The organism is uncultured Negativibacillus sp. (assembly GCF_944388365.1).
Classification (GTDB): Bacteria; Bacillota; Clostridia; order Oscillospirales; family Ruminococcaceae; genus Negativibacillus.
In genome coordinates this window covers 77,896-92,682 of the sequence record NZ_CALXIN010000001.1, presented here as the reverse complement: position 1 = coordinate 92,682, position 14,787 = coordinate 77,896, and the positions used below count along the sequence as shown (strand labels likewise).

The window sequence follows — 14,787 nt, the reverse complement described above, 5'->3', positions numbered from 1 at the left end:
TTCTCTCTTTTGGCATAAAAATCACCCCACTTGTTATTCAGTATACCATACTGTCTAACAAATGGGGTGCAGTTCAAATCGGTGGGACGGCTTTTTTAGTCTCATTAGTATCCGATCTGCTCCATCGAAGCGTCCTGGTTGACCCAGCTTTCATAGACGTCAATCAGGCGGTAGGTTTCCTTGGTGTCACGCACAATCACCCTTTCGATGCCGGCATTGATAATCAGACGCTTGCACATCGCACAGGGATTTGCATTTTCCACATAGCTGCCGTCCTTGTACTCCAGTCCCACCAGATACAGGGTGCTGCCAATCATTTCCGAACGCGGTGCACTGATGATTGCATTTGCCTCTGCGTGAACCGAGCGGCAAAGCTCATACCGTTCTCCACGGGGAATATTCATCTTTTCTCTGGTGCAGTATCCCAGATCACAGCAGTTCTGGCGGCCGCGAGGTGCGCCTACATAGCCGGTGGAAATAATCTCGTCGTTTTTGACGATGATTGCTCCAAAGTTTCTCCGCAGACAGGTACCTCTGGCGGCTACTGTCTGTGCAATATCCAAATAATAATTGATTTTATCTACTCGTTTCATTTCTATTCCTTCTTCCCTGCTTTTTCTGTTTTCATTACCGCTTTTTTGCTCCCAAAAATCCGATGCCGATCATCTTCGGACCGCTGTTGATGCTGACCGCACAGCCAACATCCGAAATAAACTCCGGTTTCTTCTTGGTCGCTGCATAGATCATATCGGTCAGATCCTCCTGTGCACCAGCCTGTGTGCCGGTCAGCATCAGGTAAGGCGACTGTGGGTCGATGTTTGCCGCCAAAATCTGTGACATCTTCTGCATCACTGCATGATTGCCCCGAGGCTTGGCAACGATCTTCATCTCACCCTGCTTAATCTGAATCAGCGGACGGATTCCCAGCGCCTCTCCCACAATAGCGGAGGCACAGCCGATGCGGCCCGACTTTTTGATAAACTCAAAGGAAAACGCCGTAAAATAAATTTCCAGGCGTTCCAGCCAGTCATGAATAAAGTTCAATATCTCCTCAACGCTTTTTCCCTGCTGTGCCATCTTTGCCGCCTGCATCACCGGATAGCCATATCCCAGCGAAAACGTTTTGGAGTCGACAATGTGAATATTCAGCTTGTCTTTGGTCTCCGGACAGTTTTCATGCAGCAGGTCCACTGCGTCTAGGGAACGGTAATAAGTCGCCGATGCGCTCGAGGAAATGCCTACCAGAATAATATCGGTATAGCCACGCTGATACGCCTCATAATAACGCTCACAGTAGGTAATGGGCGAAATCTGGGAAGTAGTGGGAATTTCTTTTGCCGATTCCAGGATGCTGTAAAACTGTCTTGGGGTAAAATCCACGCCTTCCAGATAGCCTTTGCCGTCCACAGCGATGGGAATCGGAATAATCTCAATACCCAGCTGTTCGGCTGTTTGGGCTGGTAAATCCGACGCCGAATCTGTCATAATTTTGATCCGCTGCATAAACTCTCTCCTTCTTTTTTGTTCCTCGCTGATGATCTCTCCTGATAATCCTATTCATACAAGATTTCCTGAAACTCTTATCAATAACTTAAAATTATAAACCTTTTCATTATAAGTTTAACGAATTGCTTACACCTGTTCAAGCACTTTTTCGCAAATTTGCAAATTTATTTCCGCTGCCGTTTACTTTCCTTTTCATATAATCTTTCTTTTTGGGTGTATTTCGCGTATAATAATGGTAATATCAATCTAAAGAAAGGGTGTTTTTATGTCCGTTCCTACTCCTCACAATAACGCAAAAATAGGCGATATTGCAAAGACCGTTCTGATGCCAGGCGATCCACTGCGGGCAAAGCTGCTGGCAGATACCTATCTGGAAAATGCCGTCTGCTATAACCAGGTCCGTTCCATGCTGGGCTACACCGGCACCTTCCAGGGCAAACCGGTTTCGGTGCAGGGCAGCGGCATGGGAATGCCTTCGATGGGCATCTATTGCCACGAGCTGTTCCATTTTTATGGAGTGGACACCATCATCCGCATCGGCTCTGCCGGCGCGGTCGATCCGTCGCTGAAAATCGGCGATCTTGTGATCGCTGTTTCCTCCTGTACCACCTCCAACTACGCTGCACAGTACCATCTGCCTGGCAGTTATGCACCTACTGCCAGCTTTGATCTGGCGCGCCGCGCTGCACAATTCTGCGAACAGAAGGGCTTTACCTACAAAGCAGGCACCGTGCTGACCTCCGACTGGTTTTACGACGAATCCCAGGGACTGCCTGAGTGGCAGAAGATGGGCGTGCTCGCTGTCGAAATGGAATCTGCTGCCTTGTATATGGAGGCTGCCCGCGCTAAAAAACAGGCACTGTGCCTGCTGACCATCTCGGATAATCCTTTTACCGGCGAGGCAGTTGAGGCAGAAGTTCGTCAGAACGCTTTCACCCAGATGATGGAAGTTGCCCTCTCGCTGGTTTAATTCCTGTATCTTGCCGCACAAACGGTATGTCATCATTTTTTGCTGAAAACCGCTTGCGTGCAGGCAATCACTAAACGAGGTTTTCTCTATGAAACGTGTATTTGTCATCGTTCTTGACAGCTTTGGCATCGGGGAACTTCCCGACGCCGCAAACTACCACGACACAGGAAGCAATACCCTTGCTTCCTGCTTTGCCACCGGCAACCTGCAGGTCCCGCAGATGCAGAATCTGGGACTTTATAACATCGACGGTGTCACGGTGGGACAGCCGGTAACTGCTCCTGCCGGCGCCTTTGGCAGAATGGCAGAACGTTCTGCTGGCAAGGACACCACCACCGGCCATTGGGAGCTGATGGGGCTTGTCTCCCAAAAACCAATGCCAACCTACCCTCAGGGATTTCCTCCCGAGGTGCTCAAGGAACTTTCCCGCCGTACCGGACGCGGTATCCTCTGCAATCTGCCCTATTCGGGCACGCAGGTCATTCAGGACTACGGAGAGGAGCATCTTCGCACCGGCGATCTGATCGTCTATACCTCTGCTGACAGTGTGCTGCAAATCGCAGCCCATGAGCAGAAAATTCCGCTGGAAGAACTGTATCGAATCTGTCAGATTGCCCGGGAAATCATGCAGGGAGAACATGGCGTTGGGCGCATCATCGCCCGTCCTTTTGTCGGTGAAAAGAGCGGCAGCTTTACCCGCACCGCAAACCGCCGCGACTTTTCGCTGCTGCCGCCGCAGGATACACTGCTGGACATCCTGTCCCGCCATCAGCTGCAAACCATCGGCGTCGGCAAAATTTCCGACATCTTTGCCGGAAAAGGTATCTCCCAAAAGATCATCACCCACTCCAATGACGAAGGCATGCAGCGCACCATCGAGTTGTGTCAAACCGATTTCACCGGACTTTGCTTTGTCAATCTGGTCGAATTTGATATGCTCTATGGTCACCGCAATAATCCCGAAGGATACACCCAGGCGCTCAACCGCTTTGATGCACAGCTGGCACAGCTGCTGCCGCTGCTGCGCCCGGATGACCTGCTGTTTATCACCGCCGACCACGGCTGTGACCCAGCTACTCCTTCCACCGACCACAGCCGCGAATATGTCCCGCTGCTCTGCTGCGGCAAACAGGTGCGTGCAAATCAAAATCTTGGTACCCGCACCTCGTTTGGCGACCTTGCCGCCACCATCGCAGACTATTTTGGCGTGGAGGCTCCTGCGGGATTTTCTTCATTTTTATCCCAGATTTTTCCAATGCAATGAGGTACTCCTATGTACGAAAAACGATTGATTGAACTTGCTCTGGAAGCAAGAAAACGTTCCTACTGCCCTTATTCCGGCTTTGCTGTCGGCGCCGCTCTGCTGTGTCAGGATGGCACCATTTATACCGGCTGCAACATCGAATCCTCCGCCTACACTCCCACCGTCTGCGCCGAACGCACCGCCTTTTTCAAAGCGGTGTCCGAGGGCAAACGGGAATTTATCTGTATGGCGGTCGCCGGCGGACGGCAGGATGCCGACGTTTTGCCTATCACCACTCCCTGCGGTGTCTGCCGTCAGGTCATGATGGAATTTTGCAACCCGCAGACCTTTCTGGTATTCTGCGCCTCCGACGCGGAACACTATAAGGCGTATACCCTTGCGCAGCTGCTTCCCAAGGGCTTTGGACCCATGAATTTAAGTTATTAAACCCACAACAAAAAACAGGAGGTTTTTCCTATGAACAAATACGAATACAAATTTGTCGAGATCCCATCCACTCTGGATGGCAACGATGCTGCCAATGCTCCTTCTCTTTACAAGGTCTGTGCCCGTGTCATCGGCTCGGAAGCACAGAGCGGATGGAGATTAAAACAGATTCTGGAGCCGCAGATGAACGTTCCTGGTGCCGGCAATTATCTGGTCATTCTCGAGAGAGAACAGCAATAAGCCCCCTTTTCCCCTCCGAATACAGCGTATGTTTTCTGTGTACTTCCCACACTTTTTTGTAAACATCCTCTGCCGGAGGGGATTTTTGTGCTATAATAGAGGCCATAAACGAATTTGTTCCAAATGAATTTCCATCTGAAAGGAGCTTTTCATGGAAAACCTGTCCAACATCTCGGTCATTCGGGATGTCCTTTCCCGCCACGGATTTTCCTTTTCCAAGGGTCTGGGGCAAAACTTTCTGATCAATCCCACCGTCTGTCCTCGTATGGCGGAGATGGGCAATGCCCAGCCAGGTTGGGGAATGATCGAAATTGGAGCCGGCGTCGGAGTGCTGACCGCCGAGCTTGCCAGCCGCGCCGACAAGGTGGTCTGCATCGAGATCGACAGCCGCCTGCTGCCTATCCTCGACGAAACCCTTGCGGAATTTGACAATATCAAAATCGTCAATCAGGATGTCCTGAAGGTGGATCTGCACCAGCTGATCGCCGAGGAATTTCCCAATATGCCGGTGGCCGTCTGTGCAAATCTTCCCTATTACATCACCTCGCCGATCATTATGAATCTGCTGGAATCCCGCCTGCCTATCTCCTCGCTGACCGTCATGGTGCAGAAGGAAGCCGCCCAGCGCATCTGTGCGCTGCCAGGCAGCCGCGAAGTCGGTGCAGTTTCCATCGCAGTCCGCTACTACTGTGAACCACAGGTGCTGTTCCAGGTGTCCCGCGGTTCCTTTATGCCTGCTCCTGATGTCGACTCCACTGTCATCCGTCTGGACATCCGCAAGGAGCCTGCCGTCCAGGTCGATAAGGAAGAAAACTTCTTCCGCGTGGTCAAGGCCGCCTTTTCCCAACGCCGAAAGACGCTGGCCAATACCCTCTCCTCGGGTCTTGGCATCAGCAAAGCGCAGGCTACTGAGTTGCTCAACCGCGCTGGCGTCGCCTCCAATCTGCGCGCCGAACAGCTTTCGATGCAGCAGTTTGCCGACATCGCAAATGCCCTGTAACCTGTTTTTCCAAAACGGCAGCAAAAAACTCCGCCGGAAGTTCCGGCGGAGTTTTTTTATGCTCTTTATTACTTTATTAGATGCGGTGCAGAAGGTCGGTGTAGGTTGGCATCGGCCAGTCCTTCTGATCGACGATGGTTTCCAGCGCATCGCAGCGGGCACGCAGTCTGCTCATCGCCTCGCTGATCTCTCCTGCCATATACTGCGCACGCTGATACAGGTCCTCAAAGCTGCCGGAGCGGTTCAACGCACTTTCCAGCTCATCGGTCAGCGCCATGATGCTCTCCACCGATTCGGTGACCGTCTCCAGATGGTTCTGAATCCGTTTCGGTGTCATACCGCAGGCCGAAATCTCGTGCAGGCTCTGCGCAATCTTGCCGCTGTACTTGATGCAGCTTGGGATGATCTGCCGTTTTGCAATCTCCAGCATGGTCGAAGCCTCGATCTGGATGACATGAATGTAGTTTTCCAGCTGAATCTCATAGCGTGCCGCTGTCTCCTTTGGAGAGAATACACGGTACTGATCGAACAGCTGAATGTTCTTTGGATCGGTCAGGGTGCGGAACGCCTCGGCAGAGGTGCGCAGAATCGGCAGTCCACGGCGGATCGCTTCCTCCACCCAGGTCTGAGAATAGTTGTTTCCGTTGTAAATGATGCGTCCATGCTCGTGCATGGTGTCGCGGATGATGTTGCGAATCTCCTCGTCGGTGTCCTCCACCTGTTCCAGACGCTCTGCAAAGGCGTGGAACGAATCTGCCAGGATGGTGTTGAGCACTACTTCAGAATATGCCAGAGACTGAGAAGAACCAACCATGCGGAACTCAAACTTGTTTCCGGTAAAGGCAAAGGGTGAAGTACGGTTGCGGTCGGTTTCGTCTTTGGTAAAGGAAGGGATTGCATCGACACCGATGTCCATCTCCTGATGAACGATGCTGTCGGGGCTATCGCCTTTTGCAATGTTCTGAAGAATCGAGGTCAGATGATTGCCCAGGAACATCGAGATGATCGGCGGAGGTGCCTCACAGCCGCCCAGACGATGGTCGTTTCCTGCACAGGCGGCGGACATACGCAGCAGATCAGCATACAGATCGACGCCGCGCAGAAATGCACACAGTACCAGCAGGAACTGCAAGTTATTTTCAGGGTTTTTTCCTGGTTTGAGCAGATTTTCTCCGGTGTCGGTGCACAGCGAATAGTTGTTGTGCTTGCCCGAGCCGTTGATGTTGGCAAACGGCTTTTCATGCAGCAGGCAGGCCAGACCGTGTTTTTTGCTGATGGTGCGCATGGTTTCCATGATCAGCTGGTTGTGGTCGCAGGCGATATTGGCTGTGGAGTATTCCGGCGCCAGCTCGTGCTGTGCAGGCGCAGCTTCGTTGTGCTTTGTTTTGCTGGCAATTCCCATCTCCCACAGGTTCTTGTCCAGGTCCTGCATAAATTCGCCCACACGGATGCGGATGCGTCCGCAGTAGTGGTCATCCAGCTCCTGTCCCTTGGAAGGCTTTGCTCCAAAGAGGGTTCGACCGCAGATTTTCAGGTCCAGGCGCTGATTGTACAGGTTGTAGTCGACCAGGAAGTATTCCTGCTCAGCACCCACCATCGGCGTGACCTTGCTGACGGTGTCATTGCCCAATGCGCGCAGAAGACGCACACCTTCGCGGGAAACTGCCTGCATCGAACGCAGCAGCGGTGTTTTGGCATCCAGTGCCTCGCCGTTATAGGAACAGAATGCTGTCGGAATAAACAGAGTGCCGTCGCGGACAAAGGCCGGAGAGGTCGGGTCCCAGGTGGTGTAGCCTCTTGCCTCAAAGGTCGCACGCAGACCGCCGGATGGGAAGGAGGAAGAGTCTGCCTCGCCGCGGATCAAAGCCTTGCTGGAAAATTCCAGCGAGATGCGTCCATCGCCATCGGTGGTGGATAAAAAGGCATCGTGCTTACCTGCGGTAAAGTTGTTCATCGGCTGGAACCAATGGGAATAGTGGGTTGCTCCCTGCTCAATCGCCCAATCCTTCATGGCGCAGGCGACAACATCCGCGATGCTGGGGTCCAGATTTTCTCCCAGTCGACGGGTGCGGGACAGGCTTTCATAAACACGTTTAGGCAGTCGCTTTTTCATGGCGGCATCGTCAAATGCGCGGATGCCAAAAATTTCTTCAATGTTCATCTTCATACAATCCTCTCTATTACACAGGTGACACAGCAAATAAAGCGCCTTCATATTCATCGCTTTAATGGAATAATAGTATCATCCACGCTTCTGGATTGCAAGATAAACCGTAAAATTTCAGAAATTTTGATGAAAAACCGCAAAAAAACACGAATTACGGGAAGGTTCATAATATTGGAATTGAATTTATTTTTTGAGCATGATAAACTAAATCGTACCCCTATCATATATTGTCTGATTTTGTCTGCCGCCTGTGTTCAATCTTGATTTCATGAGATACAGCGGCTTTTTATACTGGAAAATGTATGTTTTAAACTTTCATTACAAAGGAGAGCGTTTCTCTTGAGTTATCGGATTTACCGCCTTGTTCGAACATGGTGTGTTTTCATGGCAACCCTTCTTATTGTTCTTTCATTGACAGCCTGCGGCACCAGCCCATCGCTGATTCGCTATGATATTTCAGGCAGTGCAGACAGCCTGGACCCGCAGTTTGCAGACAGCGAAAACGAACAGTTAATTATCTATAATATGATGGAAGGTCTGATGTGTCAGCTTCCTTCCGGCGATCTGGAAAACGGAGTCATCAACGGATATGAGGTTTCCGATGACCAGAAGATATACACCTTTCACCTTCGAGAAGGAATGGTCTGGGATGACGCCGACAACACTCCGGTGACAGCACATGACTTTGTGTTTGCCTTCCAGCGCATCTTTAATAACATCTACCCTTCTCCATTTGCTTCGCTTTACTCTTCCATCCACAACAGCCAGCAGGTGCTGGCCGGTGAACTGTCGGAGGATCAGCTCGGTGTGCAGGCTCTGGACGATTTGACCGTCCAGTTTACGCTGGACTATGCCGACCCTTCCTTTTTGGAAAACCTTGCCCATTCCTCGGCAATGCCGTGCAGTGAAAAGCTGTTTAACAATGCAAACGGAAAATATGGTGCAACCATCAAAGAAACCTATTCCAACGGCCCGTTCTATCTCATGCAGTGGGAAAACGGCAACCGCGTCTATCTGAAAAAGAACGAAAACTACTACGATGCCGCATCGGTGCAGACTCCTGGCATCTATCTGTATATGGATCGTGATGTTCTGACCAGTGCACAGGAAGCACGAGGAGAACAGGCTCCTACCCGCTTTTCCCTGCTCATGGAGGGCAGCGCCGACTGCTGTATTGCCGATTACAATCAGTATCGCCAGGCCAAGGAAGCTGGCATGACCTGTGAAGAAACCGAAAATGTCGTGTGGGCGCTGGTATTTAACCAGACCCATACTGCTTTCTGCAATCAACAGGTGCGCGAAGGATTTATCCGCGCCATCGACCGGACAACGCTGGAAAACTTTTTGCGGGAAAACGGGCAGGAAAATCTGCGTATATACGACCGCCTGATTCCACCTGCGATCACACTGTATACCGATTCCTACACCGAGCAGACCAGCGTCTCGACCGTCAATACCTATGACCCACAGGCAGCCTATAACACCTATCGTGCCGGTATGGACGAACTGGAGGCCGATACACTGCGCAAGATCCAGCTTCTGGTTCCAGAGGACAGCAACATCCCTGAGATGTGCGGTCTGCTGCAGCAGGCATGGCAGAGCGTGCTGGCCATTTCGGTCAATATTGAGGAGGTCAGCCGCGACGAACTTTCCTCCCGCCTGAGCATCGGCGACTACCAGGTCGCTCTGGTTCCTCTGGAGGCTTCGGCAAATACCCCTGCAGATATTCTCAACCGTTTTACTTCCTCTTCTACTTCCAATATCTCCTTTTATAAGAACACCGAATTTGATACTATTCTTTCCTCGCTCGGCAGTTCTCACGACAGCCAGCAGATTCTCAATCAATATGTGCAGGCCGAAACCATGCTGCTCGATGATGCGGTCGCTTTTCCATTGCTGGTGGAAAAAAACTACTTTGTGCTCGGCAAGGATGTGTCTGGAATCGACTTTTATCCCTACGGCGGAAAGGTCATTTTTAAGAATGCTGTCGCATTGCGATGACAATAGAGAAGAAGGACTTATTGTAAGGAGGCTTTTGCCATGTTAAAAAAGGTCACACTGCTTTATTTCAGCAGCACCAAAACCACCCAGAAAAATCTGCGTGCTATCGCCGAAGGAATGGGCTGTCCTGTCACTGAGGTAGATTTCACCCTGCCGCAGAACCGTCAGCAGGATCTGCACTTTGACCAGGATGACTTCGTTATCTTTGGCTGTCCGGTTTATGGCGGCCTGATGCCGCTGCTGGTGCGCGAATACATCCAGCAGCACGTCACCGCAACCCAGACCGGCTGTGCTGTCGTTGCCGTCTATGGCAACCGTCATTTTGATGACTGCCTTGTCGAGATGGAGGATCTGATGACCGAACAGGGCTTTGTTGTCACTGCAGCAGCTGCCTGCTTGGGTGAACACTCCTACACCACCAAGATTGCCACCGGTCGTCCGGATGCACAGGACCTTGTCTGGGCAAAAGAGTTTGGCAAACAGCTCGCCGGCAAGCTCGAAGCGCCGGTACAGCCGCTGGAAAAAGGCAAAATTCCAGGCAATCGTCCCTACAGGGAGCGCAAACCTTCCGCACCGATGGCGCCGGAAAACACCAACGGCTGCATCAAATGCGGCCTCTGCGTGAAAAATTGTCCGGTTGGCGCCATCGACCCGCAGGACCCTGGCAAAGTGGATGCCAGCAAGTGCCTGAAATGCCTGTCCTGCGTCCGTCTGTGTCCGCTCGGCTCCAAGGCCTTCACCTCCGAAGCGTTTCAAGGTTCGGTCGCCTGGTGCCTGGCAAACTTCCAGGAGCCAAGAAAAGAACCAATTTCCATCCTGTAACATCAAACGGGGTGCAGTTTATAAAACTGCACCCCGTTTTTTTACTTTTTACAATGTGATCCAGTATCGCTGGGTAACTCGGTCCCCTTCCGGCACCTCGTTTTCCAGAACACCGCCGTTGTGTAAAATCGTCTTTGCCGAACCGATATTCTCTTTGTCGCAGGTCACCAGTGCTTTTTCCAGCCCCAGTTTGCGGCATTCCTCCAGCGCCAGAGAGAGCATCTCGGTTGCATATCCATTTCTGCGGCAGGACGGACGCACACTGTATCCGATGTTTCCACCGAACCTCAGCAGAAATTCATTGAGTCGATGGCGAATGTCGATCATTCCCACCAGCTTTCCGTTCTCCTGCTCTATGCCCAGGAAGGTCGTCGCAGGAACCAGTCCCGCACGAACCGTTTCCTCTGTGCGGTTATTGACATTATTCTGATACCACTCTTCAAAACTCTGTGCGTCAGCAAGACCGCCTGTGCCATCCATGCTGTCGTGATGATTCAAAAATTCCTCGCGATAGTCCCATATCGCCTGTTTGTGTTGTTCTGTCGGCAGAACCAGTTGTAATCTGCTCATAACCTTCCCTCCTGTAAGATTTGATTCCTTCCCGCAATGCGAAAGGATTTTTGCAAGTATAGCAAAACACCAGTTAAATGTCAATTATTCATTATGTTTCTGACTATCCTGCTTTGTCTTGGTTCAAATCATTCATCAATAAAAGTGCCATTGCCAGTGCTGCCACTAGCACGGAAGCGTCACTGGCATAGATTCTACTCATCTGTTCATCCGCAATTCTCATAACTGTTATTGTGGAAAGGCTATCCATGAGCACAAACATTCCTCTGGCTTGGTTGAGACTGAGCTTTCCCTGACCCAAAAGGGCTTTGGGCAACGCTTTGGAAACCAGTTCCAATGGAAAACCCAGTACCATAACCACCATAAAGAACAATAACAAACTTCCCAGTGACTCGTAGGTAAATCCAAAAAAACGCATCAAGACTACTATTCCCAGAATCACGCCTGCCAAAACCAGCAGAACCAGCGCCGCCATGATCAGATACCCCAGTATCGCTGCAACGGTTTTCTTCATGTCCAGACAAACCACCTTTTTCTCTATAGCAACACATTAGACATTTTATTTTCGGACAACAAAAATGCCCCGACCGATTGGTCGAAGCGTTTTTCTTTGTGCTATATCGGACCGGCACAATTTTGCTTTTGCAAAACCGTAAAACTTCCAATGCTCAGGTCCTGACCACTCCAGGACAAAAAAAGAAGAGTCCCAACCTTTCGGTTGGAACTCTCTTTTTTGTGGTGCGGATAGCAGGACTTGAACCTGTATGAGTTTAACCTCACTAGAACCTGAATCTAGCGCGTCTGCCAATTCCGCCATATCCGCGAATCACGAGTATTATTATAGCATCGAGATTCGCATCTGTCAACACCTTTTTTCAATTTTTTTGAAAAAAATTATTTTTTCTTTGACTTCTTATTTTTTGCCTCCGGTTTGCGCTTTGGACGCTTGCGCACGCTGTATCCAAAGCTGCCCACCTTCTTGCCTGGTGCGAAATACTCTCCATGCATATAGGACGCCAGTCCGCACTGCTCCATGTGCAGTTTGCCATCCTCGTCCAGATACTCCTCGTCGATGTCCACACCGACGATCTCTGCCAGGAACATATCGTGGCTGCCAAGCGGCGTGATGCTCTTTACCTTGCATTCCAGATTGATCGGGCACTCCTGGATCAGCGGCACCGACACCTGATTTGCCTTGCCTGGGGTCAGACGGCACTCTTTAAATTTATCGACGTCCCTGCCGCTTTTAACGCCGCACCAGTCCGCCTGACGGACCAGTTTGGACGGAGTCAGGTTGATGACAAACTCTCCGCTCTCCTTAATCAGATCATAGGAATACCGGCTGGGACGAACCGAGATATAGGTCATCGGCGGATTGGAATTGACAATACCTGTCCAGGCAATGGTGATGATATTGGGTTTTTCTTCGGTACCACAGCTGACCATTGTCGGCGAAACCGGTGCCAGCAGGGTCGAACCCTTCCAGAATACTTTTGACATGCTGCTCCTCCTCATCAATACATCTTTTTTGTCTACCATTATACACAATCACCGCAATGCTCACAAGAGCGTTTTTACCCATTTTTACAGAACTTCCGACAGCTTGCTTTCTTTCATTGTCTTTTCTGCAAACTGTGCTATAATAGGAAATCGTGTGAATAACTCCGGTCGTGTGTTACTGCCACCGGTAAAGATGAAAGACGAAAGGATTGTTTTTTATGCCAGAAAATTCGACGCCTAACGCTTCCCCTGCACCACAGAACAAGATGGGAACTGTCCCCGTCGGAAAACTGCTGATCTCGATGTCTCTGCCCGCCATGTTCTCGATGCTGATTCAGGCATTGTACAACGTCGTCGACAGCATCTACGTCGCACAGATCGGTGAAAATGCTTTGACCGCTGTTTCGCTCGCCTTCCCTATCCAGAACTTTCTGATTGCCGTCAGTGTAGGAACCTGCATCGGCTTAAACTCGTTGATCTCCCGCCGTCTTGGCGAACGCCGCGATCGAGAAGCGAGTCTTGCTGCCACCCACGGCGTTTTGATTGCACTGGCAGAATGGCTGTGCTTCTGCATCTTCGGCCTGTTCTTCTGCCGGATATTCTTTGAGTCGTTCACCAACGACCCGATTGTTGTACAGATGGGTATCGACTACACCTCGATTGTCACCATCTTCTCGTTCGGCTGCTTTGTTGAAATTACCCTCGAAAAAACCCTTCAGGCAACCGGAAACATGGTCTATCCCATGCTGTTCCAGCTCACCGGCGCTATCTCCAATATCATTCTGGACCCTATCTTCATCTTCGGCTGGTTCGGTCTGCCTGCCATGGGAGTCAAGGGCGCTGCGATTGCCACTGTTGCCGGACAGATCTTGTCGATGTTCTTTGCCATCTATATCATTATCAAAAAGGAACACGCTGTACAGGTTCACTTTAAGGGCTTCCGTTTTTCGGGACAGATTGTTCGGGACATCTTTGCCGTCGGTTTTCCTTCGATCATCATGCAGTCGATCGGCTCTGTGATGATTATGGTGCTCAATAATATCCTCATCGTCTTTTCGCAGGCAGCCGTCGCCGTTCTGGGCGTCTACTTTAAACTCCAGTCCTTTGTGTTCATGCCGGTATTCGGCCTGGGCCACGGCGCTATGCCGATCATGGGTTACAACTTTGGCGCACGCAACAAAAAGCGTCTGACCCACACCCTCAAGCTCTCCTCGATGATCTCGCTGGGTATCATGCTGGTTGGTCTGCTGCTGTTCCAGTTCGGTGCAAAATACCTGCTCCTGCTCTTTAACGCCAGCGATGAAATGATGCAGATCGGTATCTCTGCTCTGCGAATCATCAGCCTGTGCTTCCCTGCTGCCGCTTTGGGCATCGCCTTCTCCAACTTCTTTCAGGCGATCGGCGAGGGCAAAAACAGTCTGCTGATCTCGGTGCTGCGTCAGCTGGTGATCCTGCTGCCTTGTGCATGGCTGATCTCCAAGTTTGGCACCCTCAATCAGGTATGGCTTGCGTTCCCTATCGCAGAAATCTTTTCGCTCATCGTCAGCATCCTGCTGCTGCGTTTGACCTATACCAAATGTATCCAGGAAATGCCTGACAGCCTTGAGGAAGAATAATACAAAACCAGAGGATATCAAAGATGTCCTCTGGTTTTTCTTTCGTCTTGATTGTATCCTTCCTTTAGAGATGGTATAATAAAGCCAATAAATATGGTTTTCCTCTGTTTTAAGTGAGGTGTTTGCATGAAAAAATGGCTGGTATTTCTCTTTGGAATGTTGCTGATATTTTCCCTCTGCTCTTGTACATCCTCGGAATCTGCCGATATCTCCTATACAACCTCTGTCAATGGAATTAACCTCACGGTAAACCCAGAAGCAGGCACCATTTCGGATGGGACCAATCTCTACCGCTACACCGTTTCTGCATACGCCAACGGTTATAAGGTCAACATCACCTATCCTGACGGCTCCTCCTGGTGGTGGAATGAGCAACGCAGCGGCGAATTTTCCAGCGGGTTTGGCGGATGGAGCGATGATTATGATGAAACAAGCTACATTGAAGGCAGTGTCCTTCAGAAAGCTGTCATCAGCAGGATACCAGAACCTCAGGAGCCCAAAAATATTCTGCTCATCGTAGTGCTGATTGCTGTCGGTATTTTTAATCTGTTTTTTCCGCAGACTTCGTGGTATCTGGGCTACGGCTGGCGATACAGCAATGCAGAGCCCTCCGAAGCTGCTCTGGTCCTCAACCGAATCGGAGGAGGCGTTGCTGTAGCAGTTGCACTGCTCCTTCTCCTTTTCTAAGTACAATCCATCTAAAAC

Annotated in this window: 15 protein-coding genes and 1 tRNA gene; 9 read left to right on the top strand and 7 right to left on the bottom strand. The window is 50.6% G+C overall.

Annotated elements, in window-relative coordinates; all coding sequences use genetic code 11:
• Positions 1-104 precede the first annotated feature (104 nt).
• Positions 105-593 (bottom strand): dCMP deaminase family protein, encoded by a 489-nt coding sequence (locus tag Q0L39_RS00455; RefSeq protein ID WP_296626370.1) that lies wholly within the window; start codon positions 591-593, stop codon positions 105-107.
• Positions 594-627: 34 nt separating this feature from the next.
• Complete coding sequence (locus Q0L39_RS00450) at positions 628-1,503, bottom strand: DegV family protein (RefSeq protein WP_296626369.1); 876 nt, start codon at positions 1,501-1,503, stop codon at positions 628-630.
• A gap of 268 nt (positions 1,504-1,771) precedes the next feature.
• Between Q0L39_RS00450 and deoD the strand changes: the two genes are divergently transcribed.
• From deoD to rsmA, 5 genes are all read left to right on the top strand, one after another.
• Complete coding sequence (gene deoD, locus Q0L39_RS00445) at positions 1,772-2,476, top strand: purine-nucleoside phosphorylase (RefSeq protein WP_296626368.1); 705 nt, start codon at positions 1,772-1,774, stop codon at positions 2,474-2,476.
• Between the two features lie 88 nt (positions 2,477-2,564).
• Positions 2,565-3,740 carry a phosphopentomutase gene (locus Q0L39_RS00440; protein ID WP_296626367.1) on the top strand — a complete coding sequence of 392 codons (1,176 nt, stop codon included), beginning with the start codon at positions 2,565-2,567 and terminating at the stop codon, positions 3,738-3,740.
• Between the two features lie 9 nt (positions 3,741-3,749).
• Entirely contained in the window at positions 3,750-4,166 is a 417-nt protein-coding gene (gene cdd, locus Q0L39_RS00435) for a cytidine deaminase (protein ID WP_296626366.1), read from the top strand.
• Between the two features lie 30 nt (positions 4,167-4,196).
• Positions 4,197-4,406, top strand: a complete 210-nt coding sequence (locus Q0L39_RS00430) for a DUF4177 domain-containing protein (protein WP_296626365.1) — start codon at positions 4,197-4,199, stop codon at positions 4,404-4,406.
• 151 nt (positions 4,407-4,557) lie between these two features.
• Positions 4,558-5,406: a 16S rRNA (adenine(1518)-N(6)/adenine(1519)-N(6))-dimethyltransferase RsmA gene (gene rsmA, locus Q0L39_RS00425; RefSeq protein WP_296626364.1), complete on the top strand. Its 849-nt coding sequence runs from the start codon at positions 4,558-4,560 to the stop codon at positions 5,404-5,406.
• Between the two features lie 76 nt (positions 5,407-5,482).
• Here the strand turns inward: rsmA and Q0L39_RS00420 are convergent, their stop codons facing one another.
• A complete protein-coding gene (locus Q0L39_RS00420; RefSeq protein WP_296626363.1) occupies positions 5,483-7,573 on the bottom strand; it encodes a glutamine synthetase III in 2,091 nt (696 codons plus the stop codon).
• 384 nt (positions 7,574-7,957) lie between these two features.
• Here Q0L39_RS00420 and Q0L39_RS00415 point away from each other — a divergent pair, with 384 nt between their 5' ends.
• Both Q0L39_RS00415 and Q0L39_RS00410 read left to right on the top strand, forming a co-directional pair.
• Positions 7,958-9,574 carry a peptide ABC transporter substrate-binding protein gene (locus Q0L39_RS00415; protein ID WP_296626362.1) on the top strand — a complete coding sequence of 539 codons (1,617 nt, stop codon included), beginning with the start codon at positions 7,958-7,960 and terminating at the stop codon, positions 9,572-9,574.
• A gap of 39 nt (positions 9,575-9,613) precedes the next feature.
• The gene (locus Q0L39_RS00410; RefSeq protein ID WP_296626361.1) at positions 9,614-10,396 is read left to right on the top strand and encodes a 4Fe-4S binding protein; all 783 of its coding nucleotides are present in this window, start codon (positions 9,614-9,616) and stop codon (positions 10,394-10,396) included.
• Positions 10,397-10,444: 48 nt separating this feature from the next.
• On the opposite strand, the gene Q0L39_RS00405 is transcribed toward Q0L39_RS00410, so the two are convergent.
• The 4 genes from Q0L39_RS00405 to Q0L39_RS00390 all read right to left on the bottom strand — a co-directional run bounded on the left by Q0L39_RS00405 (position 10,445) and on the right by Q0L39_RS00390 (position 12,466).
• On the bottom strand, positions 10,445-10,966 hold the full coding sequence (locus Q0L39_RS00405) for a GNAT family N-acetyltransferase (protein WP_296626360.1): 522 nt from the start codon (positions 10,964-10,966) through the stop codon (positions 10,445-10,447).
• Positions 10,967-11,069: 103 nt separating this feature from the next.
• On the bottom strand, positions 11,070-11,480 hold the full coding sequence (locus tag Q0L39_RS00400) for a YrvL family regulatory protein (protein ID WP_296626359.1): 411 nt from the start codon (positions 11,478-11,480) through the stop codon (positions 11,070-11,072).
• Positions 11,481-11,702: 222 nt separating this feature from the next.
• Positions 11,703-11,789, bottom strand: a tRNA-Leu gene (locus Q0L39_RS00395).
• Positions 11,790-11,860: 71 nt separating this feature from the next.
• Positions 11,861-12,466, bottom strand: coding sequence for a flavin reductase family protein (locus Q0L39_RS00390; RefSeq protein ID WP_296626358.1), 606 nt, complete (start codon positions 12,464-12,466; stop codon positions 11,861-11,863).
• 218 nt (positions 12,467-12,684) lie between these two features.
• Between Q0L39_RS00390 and Q0L39_RS00385 the strand changes: the two genes are divergently transcribed.
• The gene (locus Q0L39_RS00385) at positions 12,685-14,082 is read left to right on the top strand and encodes an MATE family efflux transporter (protein ID WP_296626357.1); all 1,398 of its coding nucleotides are present in this window, start codon (positions 12,685-12,687) and stop codon (positions 14,080-14,082) included.
• Positions 14,083-14,208: 126 nt separating this feature from the next.
• Complete coding sequence (locus tag Q0L39_RS00380) at positions 14,209-14,769, top strand: DUF6199 family natural product biosynthesis protein (RefSeq protein ID WP_296626356.1); 561 nt, start codon at positions 14,209-14,211, stop codon at positions 14,767-14,769.
• Positions 14,770-14,787: the final 18 nt, after the last annotated feature.